Source organism: Nocardia ignorata NBRC 108230 (genome assembly GCF_001612905.1).
Lineage (GTDB): Bacteria > Actinomycetota > Actinomycetes > Mycobacteriales > Mycobacteriaceae > Nocardia > Nocardia ignorata.
In genome coordinates, this window is the sequence record NZ_BDBI01000011.1 from 37,512 (window position 1) to 54,830 (window position 17,319).

General features: G+C 67.1%; 19 protein-coding genes. 6 read left to right on the top strand and 13 right to left on the bottom strand.

The window, feature by feature from the left end; translation table 11 throughout:
• Positions 1–13 precede the first annotated feature (13 nt).
• The 9 genes from NI2_RS09545 to NI2_RS09585 all read right to left on the bottom strand — a co-directional run bounded on the left by NI2_RS09545 (position 14) and on the right by NI2_RS09585 (position 7,695).
• Positions 14–1,504 carry an aldehyde dehydrogenase family protein gene (locus tag NI2_RS09545; protein WP_067488590.1) on the bottom strand — a complete coding sequence of 497 codons (1,491 nt, stop codon included), beginning with the start codon at positions 1,502–1,504 and terminating at the stop codon, positions 14–16.
• 62 nt (positions 1,505–1,566) lie between these two features.
• Positions 1,567–2,649, bottom strand: a complete 1,083-nt coding sequence (locus NI2_RS09550; RefSeq protein ID WP_084476270.1) for an LLM class flavin-dependent oxidoreductase — start codon at positions 2,647–2,649, stop codon at positions 1,567–1,569.
• Between the two features lie 31 nt (positions 2,650–2,680).
• A complete protein-coding gene (locus NI2_RS09555) occupies positions 2,681–3,067 on the bottom strand; it encodes a RidA family protein (protein WP_067488592.1) in 387 nt (128 codons plus the stop codon).
• Between the two features lie 29 nt (positions 3,068–3,096).
• Positions 3,097–4,269, bottom strand: coding sequence for an LLM class flavin-dependent oxidoreductase (locus tag NI2_RS09560; RefSeq protein ID WP_067488594.1), 1,173 nt, complete (start codon positions 4,267–4,269; stop codon positions 3,097–3,099).
• A gap of 353 nt (positions 4,270–4,622) precedes the next feature.
• Complete coding sequence (locus tag NI2_RS09565; RefSeq protein ID WP_067488595.1) at positions 4,623–5,138, bottom strand: NAD(P)H-dependent oxidoreductase; 516 nt, start codon at positions 5,136–5,138, stop codon at positions 4,623–4,625.
• Entirely contained in the window at positions 5,135–5,620 is a 486-nt protein-coding gene (locus tag NI2_RS09570; RefSeq protein ID WP_067488597.1) for a flavin reductase family protein, read from the bottom strand. The genes NI2_RS09565 and NI2_RS09570 overlap by 4 nt, the downstream gene beginning before the upstream one ends.
• On the bottom strand, positions 5,617–6,417 hold the full coding sequence (locus NI2_RS09575) for an enoyl-CoA hydratase-related protein (protein WP_067489103.1): 801 nt from the start codon (positions 6,415–6,417) through the stop codon (positions 5,617–5,619). The genes NI2_RS09570 and NI2_RS09575 overlap by 4 nt, the downstream gene beginning before the upstream one ends.
• Positions 6,418–6,422: 5 nt before the next feature.
• Positions 6,423–6,818: a RidA family protein gene (locus NI2_RS09580; RefSeq protein WP_067488600.1), complete on the bottom strand. Its 396-nt coding sequence runs from the start codon at positions 6,816–6,818 to the stop codon at positions 6,423–6,425.
• 28 nt (positions 6,819–6,846) lie between these two features.
• The gene (locus tag NI2_RS09585; RefSeq protein WP_067488602.1) at positions 6,847–7,695 is read right to left on the bottom strand and encodes an amidohydrolase family protein; all 849 of its coding nucleotides are present in this window, start codon (positions 7,693–7,695) and stop codon (positions 6,847–6,849) included.
• A 342-nt stretch (positions 7,696–8,037) separates the two neighbouring features.
• On the opposite strand from NI2_RS09585, the gene NI2_RS09590 reads away from it, so the two are divergent.
• A complete protein-coding gene (locus NI2_RS09590) occupies positions 8,038–8,508 on the top strand; it encodes a hypothetical protein (protein ID WP_133734084.1) in 471 nt (156 codons plus the stop codon).
• A gap of 28 nt (positions 8,509–8,536) precedes the next feature.
• On the opposite strand, the gene NI2_RS09595 is transcribed toward NI2_RS09590, so the two are convergent.
• The 4 genes from NI2_RS09595 to NI2_RS09605 form a co-directional block, all read right to left on the bottom strand.
• Entirely contained in the window at positions 8,537–10,879 is a 2,343-nt protein-coding gene (locus NI2_RS09595; RefSeq protein WP_067488605.1) for a helix-turn-helix transcriptional regulator, read from the bottom strand.
• A 51-nt stretch (positions 10,880–10,930) separates the two neighbouring features.
• Positions 10,931–11,737, bottom strand: coding sequence for a TetR/AcrR family transcriptional regulator (locus NI2_RS09600; protein ID WP_243749948.1), 807 nt, complete (start codon positions 11,735–11,737; stop codon positions 10,931–10,933).
• Between the two features lie 210 nt (positions 11,738–11,947).
• Entirely contained in the window at positions 11,948–12,409 is a 462-nt protein-coding gene (locus tag NI2_RS35070) for an MFS transporter (RefSeq protein ID WP_243749949.1), read from the bottom strand.
• Positions 12,406–13,302, bottom strand: a complete 897-nt coding sequence (locus NI2_RS09605; protein WP_243749950.1) for an MFS transporter — start codon at positions 13,300–13,302, stop codon at positions 12,406–12,408. Before NI2_RS09605 ends, NI2_RS35070 begins: the two co-directional genes overlap by 4 nt.
• 227 nt (positions 13,303–13,529) lie before the next feature.
• Between NI2_RS09605 and NI2_RS09610 the strand changes: the two genes are divergently transcribed.
• From NI2_RS09610 to NI2_RS09630, 5 genes are read left to right on the top strand one after another with little or no spacing between them, the layout of a single operon-like run.
• A complete protein-coding gene (locus NI2_RS09610) occupies positions 13,530–13,982 on the top strand; it encodes a MaoC/PaaZ C-terminal domain-containing protein (protein WP_084476336.1) in 453 nt (150 codons plus the stop codon).
• Positions 13,979–14,428: a hypothetical protein gene (locus NI2_RS09615; RefSeq protein WP_067488606.1), complete on the top strand. Its 450-nt coding sequence runs from the start codon at positions 13,979–13,981 to the stop codon at positions 14,426–14,428. Before NI2_RS09610 ends, NI2_RS09615 begins: the two co-directional genes overlap by 4 nt.
• Complete coding sequence (locus NI2_RS09620; protein ID WP_067488607.1) at positions 14,425–15,147, top strand: SDR family oxidoreductase; 723 nt, start codon at positions 14,425–14,427, stop codon at positions 15,145–15,147. Before NI2_RS09615 ends, NI2_RS09620 begins: the two co-directional genes overlap by 4 nt.
• Positions 15,144–16,292: an acyl-CoA dehydrogenase family protein gene (locus NI2_RS09625; protein WP_067488608.1), complete on the top strand. Its 1,149-nt coding sequence runs from the start codon at positions 15,144–15,146 to the stop codon at positions 16,290–16,292. Before NI2_RS09620 ends, NI2_RS09625 begins: the two co-directional genes overlap by 4 nt.
• Complete coding sequence (locus NI2_RS09630) at positions 16,292–17,308, top strand: acyl-CoA dehydrogenase family protein (protein WP_067488610.1); 1,017 nt, start codon at positions 16,292–16,294, stop codon at positions 17,306–17,308. Before NI2_RS09625 ends, NI2_RS09630 begins: the two co-directional genes overlap by 1 nt.
• Positions 17,309–17,319: the final 11 nt, after the last annotated feature.

The window sequence follows — 17,319 nt, forward strand, 5'->3', positions numbered from 1 at the left end:
TTCTCGCGTCCCGTCACAGGTTCACCACGACGGTCTTCACTTCGAGGTACTCGTCGAGGTTCTCCCGGCAGGTCTCGCGACCCCACCCGGACTGCTTGTACCCGCCGAACGGGAGCGCGGCGTCGACGGCCTGATAGCAGTTGACCCACACCTGGCCGCTCTCGAGCGCTCCGGCGAAACGGTGCGCCCGGCTCACATCGCGCGTCCAGACGCCCGCACCGAGCCCGAAGTCGGTGTCGTTGGCCAGGGTGAGCACCTCGTCCTCGGTGTCGAAGGGGATCACCGAAAGGACGGGCCCGAAGATCTCCTCACGCAGCAGGCGCGACTGCCGGTCGACACCGGCGAGCACGGTCGGTTCGACGAAGAAACCCTTGTCGCCGTGGCGATTTCCGCCCGCCACGATCTCCACGCCCTCGGACCGGCCGAGTTCGAGATACCCGAGTACCTTCTCCCGATGTTCGGCCGAGATCAGCGGACCCATCTCACTGGCCGGATCGAGGCCGGGGCCGAGGGTGATGGCGCGGGCACGCTCGGCCAGCCCCGCGACGACCTCGTCGTACACGCCGCGCTGCGCGTACAGCCGAGAACCGGCCACGCAGCTCTCACCCTGGCAGGCGAAGATCGCCAGCGCCGCGGACGGGATCGCCTTGTCGAGATCGGCGTCGTCGAAGACGACATTCGGTGACTTGCCACCCAGTTCCAGCGAGACGCGCTTGAGCGTGTCCGTCGCGGCCCGGGCGATCAGCTTGCCGGTCGCCACCGAGCCCGTGAAGGTCACCTTGTTCACGCCCGGGTGGCGAACCAACGCGGCGCCGACGGTCTCGCCGTAGCCGGTGACGTAGTTGACGACGCCCTCGGGAATGCCGGCTTCCAGCACCAGCCGCGCCAGCAACGCGATGGAAAGCGGTGTCTGCTCAGCGGGTTTCACCACAATGGTGTTACCGGTGGCCAGGGCGGGCGCGAGTTTCTTCACCGTCATCAGCAACGGCAGGTTCCACGGCACGATCGCGGCCACCACGCCGAGGGGCTCGCGCACCGTGTAGGCGTGGTACGGGCCGCCGAAGTTCATCGGGAACGACACCGGGATGGTGTCGCCGGTGATCTTCGTCGGCCAGCCCGCGTAGTAGCGCAGGATGTCGATCGAGAGCGCCACATCGACATACCGCGCCTCCGCGATCGGCATGCCCGCGTCCAGCGCTTCCAATTCGGCGAGCTCCCCGGCATGGGCCTCGAGGAGATCGGCGAGCCGCCAGATCAGCTTGCCCCGTTCCTGCGGAGTGAGCAGGCGCCACGGTCCGCGCAGCGCCGCCCGGGCGGCTGCGACCGCGCGGTCGACGTCCTCGCTGTCCCCGGCGGGCACCTGGGCGACGACGGCGCCCGTCGCCGGATCCTCGACCGCGAGCGTGCGGCCCGAACAGGCCTGCACCCACTCACCGCCGATCAACATCTGTTGTGCCTCGGCGACCCGCGTGCGCAGGGCGTCGGAGTGCAGGGTCATGGTCATAGCTGCAAATCCTTTGTCGATGGTCCCCGGCCACCGCGGGCGCGACGGCCGGGGAACTCGGGTCAGACGGAGACGGGTGTGGTGGTCGCGGTGAAGTTCTTCATCAGCGGGAAGACTTCGCTGCCCATGCGTTTGATGTCCTCGACGTAGTCGGGGAAGATAAGCATGTATCCGGCGACGCCGTCGATCTCGGCCCATTCGTCGAGTTGGCGGGCGATGCCGGCCGGTGATCCAGTGATGAAATCGGTCGACATCTGGACAGCGCCCTTGCGGTCCATGCTGGCCAGGATCTCGGAGGTGCCGCCCTGCGCGGTATCGGTCACCGCGCCGCTCACCATGTACTCGATCGCCGCCAGGTCGGCGTGGTCGACGTAGTTCTGCAGTTTGGCCTCGGCCTCCTCATCGGTGTCGCCGAGGACCACGCCCAGCGCCACATACGGCTTGATCGTCCTGCCTGCTTCCTCCATCTGCGCGCCGAACCGGTCGACCACCCCGCGCAGCGCCTCCTGTCCGCCCCACGCGAGACGGAAGGAGTAGTCGGCGTACTTGGTGGTGAACTTGATCGCGTCGTCGGAGGCGCCCGCGCACACGATGTTCATGTGGTGCTGGGGTTTCGGGCCCATCCGCAGGTCCTCGTACTGGAAGTACTCGCCCTGGAAGTTGGTGACGCCGTTCTCCCACAGGTCTCGCACCACCTGGCAGTACTCACCGGCATAGCGCCACCGGTAGTTGTTGTACTCGTAGCCGGGCCATACCTTCAGCACCTCGAGCTCACGCGGATGCCAGCCGCCCGGAACGATATTGAGCGAGAAGCGGCCGTCGCTGATGGAGTCGATGGTCATCGCCATCCTGGCCGCGATCGCGGGGTGGATGGCCAGGATGTTGACCGAGCCGATCAGCTTCATCGAGGTCGTGTCCCTGGCCAGCGCGGCCATCTGGGTCATCGACTCGAGCGCGTCGTCCCAGAAGCCGGTGGTGCCGCCGTGGCCGCGCAGACACGACAGCGACAGCGCGAACGAGAAACCGTTCTGCTCACCGGTCCGCACGATCTCGCTCATGTGCTCGTAGGTGGGCGAGTACTGCGGTGCGGTCTCGGACATGATGTAGCCGTTGCGCGCACTCGGGATGAAGATGCCGAATTCCATGGAATGTTCCTGTCTTTCTGGTTGACGGTGATTACCGGGGCCGGACGGCGATCGCGTCGATCTCCACTCGGCAGTCACCCGCGATGCCGACCACGAACGTCGTGCGGGCGGGGAACGGTCCCGGTGCGAAGACCTCGGTGTAGGCCTCCCAGAACTCCTTGCGATAGGAGTCGTCGCTGAGGTAGCAGGTCGTCTTGACCACGTCGCGCAGCTCGCATCCGGCCGCCTTCAGCAGGCCCTCGATCTCGGCCAGCGCGATTTTGGTCTCGTTGGCGATGGTGTCGGCTTCCGGCTTGCGGTTCAGCGTCTCGAGGTCCAGCGCCATGCCGCCGACGAAGACGTAGTCCCTCGTCGCCACGCCGGGAGTCATGCCATAGCGGGGGTAGAGCAGGTCGTCGGGGTTCAGGTACTCGGTCACGTTGTGTCTCTTCTCTTTTCGGTGGGAAGTCAGCCGGCCACGCGCAGCGACGCGTCGAGCTTGCGCAGCTGTGGCATCACCTCGGCGGCGAACAGTTCCAGTGAGCGGTCCACATCGGCCGCCGCGATGCCGGGCGCACCCATCTGCAGCAGCCAGTGCTGGATGCCGTGGGTTTCGGTGAGCCGCGTCATCCGCTCGGTCACGCTCTCGGGCGAGCCGATCATCAGGTGGTCGCGTTCCATCAGCAGGTCCCATGGATCCATCTGACGGAAGTGGGGATCATGCGGGTCCTCGTCGGCGTCGAGCCACACCCCGATGCCGCGAACCCGGCACAGGAATTCGAAGAATTCGACGATCGCGGGTTCGGCGACGCGACGTGCCTCGGCATCGGTCTCGGCGATGCAGCACAGCCGAAGCACACCGCAGCCTTCGCCCAGCGCGGGCATGGTGCCGGTAGTCGCGGCCACCTCGTCGCGGTAGTTCTCGAACAGGTTGGTGAGCACCTTGCCGGTCGGGTACCAGGTGATCGGCCGCAAGTTCTTGCGAGCCGCACCGAGGAAGCCCTCCATCGACTCGGTCACCGCGAACAGCGGCGGGGTCGGCTGCTGCAACGGCCTCGGGGTCATGCCGAAGGCAACGAGGTTGCCGTCCTCACCGACCCAGCCCTCCGGCATCGGCGCGCCGGGTGAGTGGATGAACTTGGTGCCCGGCTCCGGGAAGGTGTAGCGCTCGCCTTCCCAGCTGAAGACGTCCTCGGTCCAGATCTTGCGGACGATGGCCAGGTGCTCGTCGAAGATCGCTTTGCTGGTGTCGGACCCGTTCCAGCGATTCGCGGCCGGGTTCAGGTTCATCACCTCGATGGGCAGGATGCCCCGGCCGAAGGCCACATCGAGCCGGCCGTTGCTGAAATGGTCGAGCAGGGCCAGGTCCTCGGCCACGCGCAGCGGGTGCCACAGGGTGAGCGAGACGGCGGCCATTCCGAAGCGCAGCCGTTCGGTGCGGGCGGCCAGGTCGGTGGCGAGCATGATCGGGTTGGGACTGGCGTCGGTGCCGTCGACGTCGAAGTGGTGCTCCCCCAACCAGATCCGGTCGAATCCGAGCCGATCGGCCATCTCGGTGTGTCGACGTGTTTCGAGCATCACGTCGTGCCAGGACTGTTCGCCCGAGCGGTTGGTGAGTGCGTACAGAAGATCCAATTCCATGGGTTACTCCGAGGTTCCGGGCTGTGGCCCACCGGTTGCGGTCCTGGACCGGATACCGAATGAGGCTTGTGCGAGGACAGAGGGGAAGGTCGCCGATGCGCCTGTTCGCCGAGTGGCAACCGTCACATCAGACTCCACGGGGTCGCCCGGCAACACGACCGCGCAATTACGTATTCGCTACGTATTCCCGGACGTACGTAGCGAATACGTGCGGCACACACCAAAACGGCCGGACCCGCGCGTGGCGGGTCCGGCCGGTCAGGCGGGCCTTTCTCGGCTTCGGCTGTCTCCCGGACAGCACAGAGCCTCGACAGAACATGCTGGAACGTGCTGCCGCTCAGTTGTTCTCGTTGTCAGTCGCCGATTCGAACCATTCGTAGCGCCGTGCGCGCGCCGGTCAGCCAGTCGGCTACGACCCCGGTCAGACGGTCGATGTCGGACTCCAGCACGAAGAGCCCGCGCGTCGGGGTGACAGCCCCGAGTTCGACCAGCAGTGGGTGCAGATGCACCTCTACGGCCATAGCGTGGGCAGGCGCGCCGCCGACCATCACCGGGACCGCGACGACACCGTCCAGCGCAGGCGGACCGTAGCGGTCGAGGAACGCTTTCAGCAGCCCGGTGTAGGTGGCCTTGTAGGTCGGCGAGGCGACGACGAGCACGTCGACCCCACTCAACGTCACCATGTCGGCGCGCACCTGTGCACTGTCCGGGTCCAGCACGGCCGGGCCGTGGTCGGCCAGTTCGACGACGGGACCGACCTTTCCGCTCATCGACACAGCGAGCTGTTCGGCGACGGCCATCGCGACCTTGGTAGTGCGCGATCCCTGGCGCGGGTTTCCGACGACGACGCCGACCACCGGCGTTGTCACGCGCTCACCGCGGTGAAGAAGGCCCGTCGCGCGTAGGCCAGGGCGTGATCCTCACCGGCTCGACCCTCGACGACCGCACCGACGACGATCACGTGATCGCCTGCCTCGATGAACTGCTCCACCCGGCACACCGCGTAGGCCGCGCAGTGCTGATCGAGGATCGGACCACCATACGAGGTGGCGGGGGCCGACCAGGCGTGGCTGTCGAACTTCGAATCGGACTTCACCGCGAAGTCCAACGCGACACGTTCCCGGCCCGCGGCGATGTAGTTGACGGTGAACGCCTTGCTCGCCCGCACCGCTCCCAGCGTGTTGGACCCCAGATCCAGACACGCCAACAACAGTGGTGGATCCAGCGACACCGAGCACACCGCCGACACGGTGAGCCCCTGCGGGCGGCCGTCCGCACCGGTCGCGGTGACGATCGCCGCCGGGCCGGGCGCACACGCCATGATCTTCTTGAACTGCTCCTGATCGATCACTTCGTCTCCTTCGTCGCGGCGCCGGTACTGCGACCCGCCGCCCGGATCCCTTCCCGCACCCCGGGCTGATATGTACTCGCCGCCTGCGCCCACGATTCGAAGCCGAGCGTCGCCTCGAACGAACCGTCCGCCGCGATGGCGACCGCACGTTTGATGTCACGAGCCAAGGAAGGCTCCAAGGCGGCTATCGAGGTCGCGAAGGTCAGCGCTTCGGCTCTCGCGTCGGGCGCGAAGACGTCGGCGAGGCCGCGCGCGTACGCCTCCTCGCCGTCGAGGACGGCTCCCAGCAGCAGTGTGTGCAGCGCCCGTCCGCCGCCGAGTCGTTCGGTCAGGAACCAGGTGCAACCGCCACCGGGATGCAGACCGAGCCGGGCGAAGGTCGCACCGAATCTCGCCGCGGGACCGGCGATCACGACGTCACAGGCGAGTGCGAAGTTCAGCCCCGCGCCGATGGCGTGCCCCTGCACTGCGGCTACCGTCGGATACGGCAGTTCACGGAGCCAGAGAAAGCTGTCGTAGTAGGACAGTTGACGCTCGCGGATCTGCGCGGGTGTCGCGTCTTCGGCATCGAAGAGCGCGATCAGGTCGGCGCCGGCACAGAACGAGGTTCCCGTTCCGGTCACCACGAGCGACCGTGCTTCTGTGTCGTTCGCCAATTCCGCTGCCACGCTGAGCAATTCCTCGCGCATTACGGGGCCGATGGCGTTGCGTTTGTCCGCATCGTCGAGTTCGAGCACCCGCACGCCGTCATCACGACGTTCGAGCCGGATCTTCTGGAACTCGGGTGTCGAGCTCACGGCGCTCACCGCGCGTCCGCGCGCACGGCGACCGCTTCGATCTGCACGCGGAGATCCGAGGCGATGCCGAGGACGAACGTCGAGCGCGCCGGGTACGGCCCCGCTCCGAACATCGCCTTGTACGCCTCGATGAATTCCACCCGGTACGCGTCGTCGCGCAGGTAGCAGGTGGTCTTGACGATGTCGCCGAGACCGAGGCCCGCCTCGGCGAGGATGGTGGCGATGTTGTCGAGGCAGATGCGCGTTTCGTCCGCGATCGTCGCCGCGTCGGCGCGCCGCTTCATCGTCGCCGGGTCCATGGCCAGACCTGCCGCGTAGACGAACTTTTCGCTGGCAGTGCCCGACGACAGACCCGCTGCGGTGTAGTCGCCGAGCGCGGGCGGGTTCAGATACTCGATCATGACGGTCTCCTTCGGATGAGCGGGCGCGCTATTTGCGCAGGATCAGGTCGAACGGCCGGTTGTAGAGGATGTCCTCGACGACGTCACGGTCGATGGGCAGCGGCATCTCGAGGTCGGCGACGGCCAGGAATTGGTCGGCGGCCTCGCGCGGATCGAACGACGGGAAGTCCGAGCCGAAGACGAGCCGGTCGGTGACGTGGCCTTCGACGGCGAGACGCAACCCGTTGTACAGCTGCCAGGTTTTCACCGGCAGGGTCGAGATGTCGGCGAAGACGTTGCGGTTCTTCATCATCAGTTCGACCGTCTCGTTCATCCACGGCTTGCCGAAGTGGGCGACGAGGATGTTGGTATCGCGGAACTCACGGGCGACCTTGTCGAGCAGTGTCGGATAGGCGTACTCGTTGCAGCCGTCGGGCGCGAAGACGCTCGCCTGATGAAACATCAGGAAGATGCCGAGATCCGCGGCCGCGCGGTAGACCTCGTACGCCTCCTCGCAATGAGGGTGGAAACCCTGATACGGGGGCGACAGCTTGACTCCGTGTAGCCCGTATTCAGTGACAGCACGGCGCAATTCGGCTGCGGCACCGGGCTGAGTCGGGTCGACGCTACCCACGCCGATGGCGTGATCGCGGTGGGCGGCGAGGTATTCGCCGACGTAATCGTTAGGAACCTTCATACCGATTCTGGCCACCTGCAATCCGAGGACCAGGAACCGATCGACACCGGAGGCGACCATCACCCTGGTGTGCTCGTCGAGATCGGCGGCACCGAATCCGGGTCGGCCGACGAGCTCGGTCCCACGATCGGTCCATACCGGGCCGAGGTGCTCGGGCAGATAGATGTGGGTGTGCCAGTCATTGAACGGGCGGTCGGGCATCAGTGCCGCTCCTGTCGCCGATGGAATCTGTTCTCACGATCTCCTCCAAGTCTCGAAATCGGCAGGAGCCGGAGATATCACGGCACCATTCCGACTAGTTGGTACCTTGCGGTGAATCAGGCCAGTTTGTCAAGGCTCTACTGATTCGAGGTGGATTTTGGACACATGCCGACCAGGCGGTATCGACGTCTCGGCTGCTTCTTTCGGGAAGCGTATCCCCGCGCCTGGGCATCGATAGCCGTATTCGTACCGAGATACGTACGATTACGGATGGCATCGGCGCGGTGAGCGCCGAAGATCTGGTGGACCAGCGCAGACCCGCCTGTCCCAGGAGTGAACGCCATGACGCCAGTGCCCGCCGTGACCCTGTGGCTCGTCGACGAAGGCAGCGAGCCCGCATTTCGTCGCATGGAGGACGGGCCCGCCGCCGTCCACCCGAGTCCGCTCGACGCCGACAACCTGCGCGACGCCGCGGTGCTGGCCGGCAGGCTGGAGGTCGAGGAAGGCCGCACACCGATGCCGATCCTGCGCATCGACACCACCCGGCATGCCGTGCTCGATCCCGACATCCACTCGCCGCGCCCGATCGAAATCGCATTCCCCGCCTCGGCGCGCCTGCTCGCGGGGTTGATCGCGGACGCGGTCCGGGTGGGCGTGGCCAGGGGCGCACTCATCAGGACATGCGGAGACCCGGCCTGTCGGCGGCAACTGCTCGAGGATGTGGCAAACCACTTGCGCCGTTGCGGATTCGGCGTGGAGTTCTCGATCGACGGATGGCAGCTGTACGACGCGTCCCTGCTGCGAGTGTCGTGACGCTGACCGTGCCCGGGGTTTCTGCGTCTCAGCCTTCGCCGCGGGCGTCGGCGACCCACGCGGCGATCTGAGTGCGGTTTCCCAGACCGAGTTTGGACATGATGTGGTCGACGTGCTTTTCCACCGTGCGAACCGAGATCACCAGCGAGGAGGCGATCTCCCGGTTGGTCAGTCCCCTGGCTACCAACATGCTGATCTCGTGCTCGCGCCTGGTCAGCGCGTCCTGCACCGGAGCCGGATTCTCGCGGCGCGGTTGCGCCGCAACGACATTCGCGCCGTCGTCGAGCGCGAGCGCCACGGCCGCGTCGGTCGGCAGGTTCGCCCCCGCCGCATACGCGCTGCGGAAACCGCGCTCGCTGGCCCGGCGCCGCATGGTGTCCTCACCGCGGAGGTGGAAGGCCCACAATCGTGGAATGCCGTCCAGCGCCATACCCACTTTGCGCAACATCGCATCCGCAGCGCCGAGCAGCCGGGCCGCCCGTTCGGCATCACCCTCGGAGGCCACGATCCACGACATCGCCTCCAGACAGACTGCGGTTCCGAGCTGATCATCCAATTGACGCTTGAGCTCGAGGGTTTCGCGCTCCAGCTTCGCCGCCGTCGTGACGTCGCCCTGTCGCAGTTTCTCGATGCCGAATGCCCACAGTGAGAACGACCGCCACCACGACTCGCCGATGCCGGTGGTGATCTCACAGCATCGGCGATGCCAGGCCGCCGCGCGCTCGCCCTCGCCGGCCAGGCTGAGTGCGAGCCCGACCTCGAACATCGAATGGATCTCGGCGGTGCGATGCCCCAGTTCGGCGAACCGCGCCACCGCTTCCTCGAGCCGTTCGACGGCCAGGGCCAGATCACCCTGGAACAGCGCGAGCAACCCCCAGGTCTGGTCGACGAACGCCGCCAGCAGCGGGTCACCCGTCGTCGACGCGATCTCGGCGGCTTGCTCGAGCAACGGCGAGACGACCTCGTGATCGCCCTGCAGAATGGCCAGCCAGGCGTTGAGCCGCAGGACCCGACCACGCTCGACCGTCGGATCCGGCCCGGCGAGGCCCAAGCGGTCCAGCCATTGCCGAGCCTCGGCCAGGAATCCCCTTGCGAGCCAGTAGTTCTCGATCGAATACGCCAGGCGCATACCCGCCACCGGGTCGGCGGCGAGGCCGGAGTTCAGGGCCGCGCGTAGATTGGCGTGCTCCCAGCGCAGCCGTTCGAGCCACTCCACCTGGCGCGGACCCGACCAATCCAGATCGGCGCGCTCGGCGAGGGCGACATACCAGCGACGGTGGCGGCCTTCGAGTTCGGCGCGTTCCTCCGCCGCGAGCCGACCCGCGCCGTACTGGCGAATCGTTTCCAGCATCTGATAGCGCGGCTCCCTGGCCTCCATCACCCGGGTCAGGATCGACTTGTCCACCAGCCCGGCCACCAGGTCCAGCACTTCGTCGCGTTCGATCTCCCCACCGGAGCCGACGGCCTCGGCGGCATCGAGCCCGAACCCGCCGGTGAATACCGACAACCGGCTCCACAGCAGCCGTTCGGCGGGTGAGCAGAGCTCGAAGGTCCAGTCGATGCAGGCCCGTAAAGTCTGGTGGCGAGGCGGAGCGGTGCGACTGCCCTGGGTGAGCAGCCGGTAGCGGTCGCCCATGCGGGCCGACAGCTCGGCCAGCGGCAGTACCCGCAATCGCACGGCGGCGAGCTCGATCGCCAACGGGATCCCGTCCAGCAGCCGGCACAGCTCGACCACCTGTGGTTGCGTACTCGCGCTCAGGGTGAAACCGGGGACCACGCTCGCCGCACGGTCGACGAACAAGCTCACCGCCTCGCTGTCGGCCGCCGCCGCACTGCGGTTCCACCCGTTGTCGACGTCGGGGACCGACAGCGGTGGCACCGGAACCACCGTTTCACCGTCGATATTGAGTGCTTGCCTGCTGGTGGCGAGAATCCGCAGCCGGGGGCACGAGCGCAGCAGCGCGGCGGCCAGCTCGGCGGCGTCGTCGACGAGGTGCTCGCAGTTGTCGAGCACGATCAGCATCTGCCGGTCACCGAGGTATTCGACGAGAGTGTCGAGCTGCCAGCGAGCGGAGGTCTCCCGGATTCCCACCGCCGCGTTGACCGTGTGCCCCAACAGCGTGCGGTCCTGTAGATCGGCCAGCGCGACGACCCGGACACCCTCCTCGAATGCCCGCGACACTTCCCTGGCCAATTGGAACGCCAGCCGGGTCTTGCCGACGCCGCCGGTGCCGGTCAGAGTCACCAGGCGGGCACGCTCGAAGGATTGCCGCGCGGCCGCGAGTTCCCGCCGCCGACCGATGAATCGGGTGAGGTCCACCGGCAGATCACCGGCGGCGCCACCACCGTCGTCCGGAACTGTCACCACCACGCCACCAACCTCGGCTATCTCGGTTCGGCTACGTCGGTCGCGACCCACTCGTCATCGCGCATCGACATCATCGGTTTCGAGCAGGCCTTTCAGCAGGATCTCCGCGTAGATATTGCCGATCTCCTGCGGGGAAACCGGCCCGTTCAGGTCGAGCCACACGTGCGTCCAGGCACCCATTCCGATGATGCCGAACGCCACCAGCCGGGCCGGTGCGAGTCGACGGAAGACACCTTCGTTCATGCCGCGCTCGATCACATCGACGAAGTACTGCTCGAATTCGTCGCGCTTGCGCTGGATCTCCGCGAACACCTCACCCGACAGGAACCGCCGCTCCTGCAGGAAGACGGTGATCTCCGACTTGTAGAGCGACATCGGTTCCAGCAGTGCCTCCGCGATCAACCGGCGCAGGGTCTGCTCGGTGGATTGCCCGGCGTCGGCCAGAACATTTCGGGCACGGCCGAGCTGGTAGTTGATGAACTCGTCGTGCACCCGGCGCAGCAGGTCTTCTTTGCTTTCGAAATGGTGGTAGAAGGCGCCTTTGGTCAGTTCGGCGCCCTCGACGATGCTCTGTACCGAGGTCGCGGCGTAGCCGTTGTTCTCGAACAGACGCACCGCGCTCTCGAGCAATGCCCGGCGAGCGCCTTCGGGGTCACGCACGCGGCGGCCGTCGGTCCGCCCGTTGCTCATGGGAGTGGTGTTCGCGACCGCCTCGACGAGACTCTGCACTTCGGCCGCGTCGTATCCCTTCTCCTCGAACAGGCGTCGCGCGCTCTCGAGCAGCGCCTGGTGATCGCGCTCGGACGGCCTGCGTTTGCGCGTGCCTTGTCCGGCACCGGTGGACTTCGCTTCTCTGGCCACAACGCCTCTCTTCTCACGACGGACCACGGCACTCCGACGCTACCCCTGTATACCAACGGGTTGGTAGGTTGAACGATCCTTCGCCGAGTCGGGGCGAGTAAACTATCCTGCTGCCTGCGGCTTTGAGTACCAGCGCGGGGGCAGCCTTCCGTACACCACACCGGTCGGTACGGCAGCCTAACAAACCGACGGCGCCACGTGTGCGAATCCTCAGTCGCCGATCCGATACAGGTCGGCTCGTCGTGTCTCCCCCAGCACCCACACGCATCCGGCGCTCACCACACAGAACACCGCGATCATCACCGACACCGCGACGATCCCCGGGCCGCCCGGTGCGACGAACGCGGCCGCCAGCAGCGGCCCCAGCCCGCCGCCGATCACCCCGGCGGACTGGTAGGACAGCGACACCCCGGTGTAGCGCGACGAGGTCGGAAACAGCTCGGCGAGCAGCGCACCCACCGGCCCGAGAACCGCGGCGTTGAGCAGCGTCAGGCCGATCACGTAGGCCGTCAGGATCAGCGGGAACGAACCGGAGGTCACCAGTGGGACGACCGTGAAGGCGTGCACGACGGTGAGCAGAGTGGCCGTGATGTAGACCGGCCTGCGACCGATCCGGTCCGACAGGGTCGCGAACAACGGAATTGTCACCAGCATGCCCGCCGTAGCGATCATGAGGCATTGAGTATCAGGTGCCGTGGCACGCCGTACCGCGTGGTGGCGTAGGTGACCAGGAACGAGGTCGCTGTCGCGTAGGCCATGAACGGCCCGGCGTACACGCCGATCCCGAGCAGAACCCGCATCGGCCGCTCGCGAAGCAGCGCCACCAGCGGAGCGGGACCGCTCCCGGTCGTCGCGGACTGCCGCTGGGCCGCCATCACCGGGCTCTCGACCACCGCCAACCGCACGTACATGCCGATCCCGAGCAGGACAAGGGTCGCAAGGAACGGTAGCCGCCAACCCCAGGACAGGAACTGTTCCTCACTCAGTCCACCGAGCGCGGCGTAAGCCGCGAAGGACAGCAGCAGCCCCACCGCCGACCCGGTCTGGGTGGCGCTGCCGAACAGCCCGCGTGACTCCGACTTCGCGTGTTCCACCGACATCAGCACCGCACCGGCCCACTCGCCGCCGACGGCGACGCCCTGGACGACTCGAAACAGGACGAGCAGGCAGGGCGCGAGCACACCGATCCGGTCCGGCGTCGGCACCAGCCCGATCGCCGCGGTCGCGAGGCCCATCAGTGTGAGTGTCCAGATCAGGGTGGACTTGCGGCCGACGCGATCGCCGAAATACCCGAAGACGATGCCACCCAGGGGGCGCGCCAGGTAACCGACGGCGAGCGTGCCGAAGGAGGCGATCACGCCCACGGCCGGACTGGCGCCCGCGAAGAACACCGGGCCGAAGACCAGACTGGCCGCGGTCGCGTAGATGAGGAAATCGTAGTACTCGATCGCGCTGCCGATGGCGCTCGCGGCGTACACCCGCCGACGTCGGCGTGCCGGCTCGTCGTCGGTCGGCGTGGTCGGTACCGGATCGGTCTGTCGTCGACCGGTGGGCAAGGTGTCCATCTGCTGCTCCAGGACTCGAGGGGTGATGCGTCGGCACACAGGCGGTGCTGGCGAATTCGCACACTCATGTTCCGACTAGTTGGTACCTTGGAGCGATACTACGCACATGCCAAGGCTTTGAACTGGGTTTTATCGATATTGACGTTCCGACTAGACGGTATTAAGTTGCGTTGCAAGCGGCGATCGTTCCGCTGCACTTCCTCCCCGGCATCTTCGAAAGGTTCTCCATGACCGGAATGTGGTTCGACGACGCCGAGCTCGGCATGCGCTTCGACACCGAGCGGCGCACCGTCACCGAGGCCGACATCGTCAATTTCTGTGGCGTCTCCGGCGACTTCCATGCCCTGCACACCGACGCGCAAGCCATGCGCGACAGCCAGTTCGGCGAGCGGATCGCCCACGGCGCGCTCATCCTGTCGATGGTCACGGGCCTGCGCGGGCGGCTGAACATCTTCGGCGACTCGCTGCTGGCGTTCGCCGAGATTCGCGGCTGGCGTTTTTTGCGGCCGGTGCTGATCGGCGACACCATCCGGGCCGCCAACGAGATCATCGAATTGCGCCCGACGTCCAAGCCCGATCGCGGGGTGATGGTGCAGCGCGTCGAAGTCTTCAATCAGCACGATGTGGTCGTGCAGGCGGGTGAGATGGTCTCCCTTCTCAAGCGGGCGGTGTCGGTATGAGGACCAGGGTCGTCGATCTCGAACTGTCCGAGCTTCTCGCGAAACAAACTGCCGGACACGGTGATTCGCCGAGCGGTCTGGTGTTCGAAGCGCGCACCGGACTGTCCGGCTGGACCGCGGCCGAAGACGAACTCGCCGAGGCTTTCGCACTCACCAGGGAAGCCGTACTGGCCGATGCGCCGGTCGTGTATGTCGTGCGGGCCGAGGCGATCCTCGGCCGCGGCGCACCGCTGGACGCAGCGGTGGCCACCGGCCTGCTCGGGGGCGCCCGCGCGCTGACGTTCGAGCGCAGGAAGAACAACTGCTATGTGAGCGTGCTCGCCGTCGGCACGGGCATCGAACCGACAACAGTTGCCGAGTCGATCGAACTGCTGGTCGCCACCCGCGGCGCCAACGGCCAGATCTTCCCGCTCGGTACCGACCACCTGGGAGCGGCACTGCCATGACCCTCGCACTCGTCACCGGCGCCGCACGCGGGATCGGTGCCGCCATCGCCCATCGGCTCGCGGCCACCGGTCACCAGCTGGTCCTGGTGGACCTGAATCCGGCGGTGCGCGAGCGCGCCGCGGCCCTGAACGCGGTAGCCGTGGAAGCCGACATCGCCACCGAACCGGGTCGCGCGGCGATCCGCGACGCCGTCCGCGCCACCGGCGAACCGCTCGCCGTGCTGGTCAACAATGCCGGGATCACCCGTGACGCGCTCGTCGCGGACCTGACCGAGGACATGTTCCGGCAGGTCACCCGGATCAACCTTGGCGCGACCTACGAGCTCACCAGCACCCTGGCTGGCGACATGGCCGACGACGGCGCGGTGGTCAATATCGGCTCGCGAGCGCACCTCGGCAACGTCGGGCAGTTCAACTACGCGGTGTCCAAGGCCGGAATTGTCGGCCTCACCCGGACTCTCGCGCTCGCCTACGCGCCCCGCCTGCGGGTGAACGCGGTCGCACCCGGCTTCGTCGCCACCGACATGACCGACGCGATGCCCGAACGGGTGCGCGACCGCATCGTGTCGCGTATTCCGCTGCGCAGACCGGGACAACCCGAGGACATCGCGAGCGCGGTCGCCTGGCTCGCCTCCCCTGAGGCGCGCTACGTCACCGGGCAGCTCCTCTACAGCTGCGGCGGACGCAGCTACGGGTCGACGGAAGGAACCCGCACATGACCATCACCCGACTGGTACCGGCAGTCGTCGACGATCCGCACGCCACCGACGAACTCCGTGCCGAGGTCCGCGCCTTCCTCACCGAGCAGCGCGCGCAGAACACCTTTCACCCCGCGGTCGACACGTGGTTGACCGGCTGGGACGAGGACTTCACCCGCGCACTGGCTGCCCGCGGCTGGCTCGGCATGACCGTGCCCACCGAATACGGCGGCCACGGACGCAGTTTCGTCGAACGCTTCGCCGTCACCGAGGAATTGCTCGCCGCGGGCGCCCCCGTCGCCGCGCATTGGATCGCCGACCGGCAGATCGTGCCCTCCTTGCTGAAATACGGCACCGAACCCCAGAAGCACCGGTTCCTGCCCGCGATCGCCCGGGGCGAGTGCTTCTTCGCGATCGGGATGAGCGAACCGGATTCCGGCTCGGACCTGGCCAGTGTGTCGACGAGAGCTGTTCGGGTGGAAGGCGGTTGGTCGATCACCGGAACGAAGGTGTGGACCTCCGGGGCACACCGGGCCGACGCGTTCATCTGCCTGGCCCGCACAGCCCCCGTCGACCCCGCTCACCGGCACGACGGTCTGAGCCAGTTCCTCGTCGACCTGCGCGCACCCGGTGTCGACATTCGGCCGATCATCTCGATGAACGGCGAACACCATTTCAACGAGGTGCTGCTCGACACGGTGTTCGTCGCCGACGACATGGTCTTCGGCACCATCGGAAACGGTTGGCAGCAGGTCACTTCCGAACTCGGCTTCGAACGCAGTGGTCCCGAACGCTTCCTGTCGACCTTCGCACTGCTCGCCGAAACCGCCGAACAGATGGCGGCAGGCGCGCTGCCACGCCACGGCGACCTCGGGCGGCTCACCGCGCGGGTGGTAGCGCTGCATCAGATGTCGAGCGCGGTCGCCGGCGCCCTCGAACGCGCGGAACCGGGCGCTGATATCGCGGCGGCGGTGGTGAAGGTGCTCGGCACATCCACCGAAGGCGACATCGCCGATTTCGCCGATCTCCTGTCCGATGCCGAATCGCCCGCGCACTACCGCGCACTCACCGGCGATGCCGTCGTCCAGCGTCCCGGTTTCACACTCCGAGGCGGCACCAACGAAATTCTGCGCGGTGTGATCGCGCGGGGATTGGGGATGCGCTGATGAATGCCGTCGACCGCGAGCTCACCGACATGATGGCGGCCGTCTTCGCCCGCCACCGCGAGCAGCACCCACCGGAAAAGATTGCCACCTGGGACGACGGCCTGTGGGCCCAGCTCTCCGAACTCGGCCTGACCAGATTGACCGGCAGTGCGGACCTCGGCGGCAGCGGTGCGGGATGGGCCGAGGCGGCGGAACTGTTGCGTGCGGCGGCGACGCACGGCGTGCGGGTTCCCCTCGCCGAACACGATCTGCTCGCCTGCCGGTTGCTCGAGGACGCCGGGCTGCCCGTCGACGACGAACGGCGCACCGTGTGCCTGCTCGATCACACCGGCACAGCCCGCGGGGTGCCCTGGGCCGAGGAAGTCGACCGGGTCGTGACCGTGTGGCACCACGGCGGCGCTTGCCTCGTCGCCGATGTGCCCACCGCGGAACTGCGTATCACCCACGGCGTCAACAGCGCGGGTGAACCACGTGACACAGTGACGGCCGATCCGCACCTTCTGACCGGCATCACCGTGCCCGGCACCGCGATCGAGCGGCTGTGGTTGCGCGGCGCGCTCGCCCGCGGGGTGCAGGTGTGCGCGGCGCTCGACCGCATCCTCGATATGTCGGTCACCCACGCCGTCGAACGTGTCCAATTCGGCCGCCCGCTCGCGAAGTTCCAAGCCGTGCAGACCCTTGTGGCCGATATCGCCGCGCAGGCGTCGCTGGCCCGGGCCGCGACCGAAGCCGCCGTCGCCGCAGCCGTCCGGACAGATTGGTCCGGGGAGGAATTGGATTTCCTTGTCGCGGTGGCTCGTTCGTGCGCCGGACATGCCACCTCGGTGGTGGTGCGCAACGCCCATCAGGTCCACGGTGCGATGGGTGCGACGCTCGAACACCGGCTGCACGAGTTCACCGGCGCTGCGCTGGCGTGGCGCTCGGAATTCGGCTCGGTCCGCTCCTGGGACGACAAGCTCACCACGGCCGCGATGGCGGCGGCCCGCGACGGACTCTGGCCGCTGATCACCACCTGATCCGCCCCGGC